This window comes from Monashia sp. HAY1-2A, from assembly GCF_056755315.1.
This window is the reverse complement of record NZ_JBNDHY010000293.1, coordinates 1-1,538: the sequence shown is the minus strand read 5'-3', so window position 1 is coordinate 1,538 and position 1,538 is coordinate 1. Positions and strand designations below refer to the sequence as shown.

Here is a 1,538-nt window from a genome sequence, read left to right as displayed (position 1 = left end):
GGGCGAGGACGACCTCGAGGACCCGCTCCATCGCCCCGACGACCTGGGCCGAGCGCGCCAGTGCCCCGCGGTGGTGGAACTGCTCGCCGATCTCGTGGGCCACGACGATGCCGTCCTCGAGGTCGAGCAGGTCGAACTCGACGGTGTCGCTGGGCTCGCCTGCGAGGTTGCGCCCCTCCTCCAGGCCGACGCGGTCGAGGGGCACGTCGGCCACGCGCCACTCGTCGCGGTCCTCCCACAGCGCCACGATGCGCGACGCGTCGCGGGCCCACGTCACGTTGAGGGCGACGCCGGAGGGGTCCGGACGGCACACCGTGCGGAGGCCGCCGTCGTTGCCGAGGCCCGCCGCCTCGAGCAGCCACCCGCCGAGGACGTCGTGCTCGGCGATCGGGACCGGGGCGCCCGCGGCCGCGGAGAGTCCGAGGAGGGCGGCGGCCTCGAGCCAGCCGGCGCCGCTGCCGCCCGAGGCCTCGCTGCCCGTCAGACGCGTCAGACCGAGGTCCTCGAGGCGCGCCCAGAGGTCGCGGTCGAGGTCCACGGTGGCGCCGGGGGTCGGACGCGTCGCGCGGTAGTCGTCGAAGAGCTCCGTGAGCATCGCGACGAGGTCGGGGTCGGCGGTGGCCGGTGCGGCCAGGTGCCCGAACCCCGCAGGGAGGTCGCGGCCCGCGCGGGAGTCGGCCATCAGCGCAACCCCAGCCCGCGCGCGACGACGCCGCGCAGGATCTCGTTCGTGCCCCCGCGCAGCGTGAAGCCGGGCCGCTGGAGGATCGCCGCGTGCAGGAGCGTGTAGAGCTCCTCGTCCTCGACCCAGCCGGTGGCGGTGAGCAGGTCGACGAAGTCGGCGATGTCGCCCTCGGTCGTCGTGCCGAGCAGCTTGACGAGGGCGGCCGGGACGTCGGCCGGCTCGTGGGCCTCGAGAGCCGTCGACACGGAGAAGGACAGGTGGTGCAGCCCGGCGACGCGCGCGACGTGCCGGCCCAGGCCCGCGTCGGCCGGGAGGCGTCCGTCGTCCATGGCCTGGGCGGCAGCCGCGAGCAGCTGGAAGGTGGACAGGACCCGCTCGGGCCCGCTGCGCTCGTAGGCCAGCTCGGAGGTGACCTGCCGCCAGCCGTCGCCCACGGCGCCGAGGACCCGGTCGTCGGGCACGAGGACGCCGTCGAGGTGGACCTCGTTGAAGTGGTGGTCGCCGCCCATGGAGACGATCGGGCGGATGTGGACGGCCGGGTCGTGCAGGTCGACGATGAGCTGACTCAGACCGGCGTGCCGGTGCTCGGGGTCGGGCGGCGACGTGCGGCACAGCGCGAAGAACGCGTCCGCCTGGTGGGCTCCCGAGGTCCACACCTTCGTGCCGGTGACGCGCCAGCCGCCCTCGACCCGCTCGGCCCGGGTGCGCACGCTCGCGAGGTCGGACCCGGAGTCGGGCTCGCTCATGCCGATGCCGAAGACGACCTCGCCCCTGCTGATCCGCGGCAGGAACGCGCGCTTCTGCTCCTCGGTGCCGTAGCGCAGCAGCGAGGGCCCGATCTGCCGCTCGGCGA

General features: G+C 75.0%; 1 protein-coding gene and 1 pseudogene. Both read right to left on the bottom strand.

Annotated elements, in window-relative coordinates; genetic code table 11:
- A pseudogene (locus ACPYOM_RS21905) lies at positions 1-682 on the bottom strand (acyl-CoA dehydrogenase family protein); the annotation flags it as partial.
- On the bottom strand, positions 682-1,538 hold an 857-nt coding region (locus tag ACPYOM_RS21900), incomplete at its 5' end, for an acyl-CoA dehydrogenase family protein (protein WP_481347574.1). The pseudogene ACPYOM_RS21905 and the gene ACPYOM_RS21900, both read right to left, overlap by 1 nt.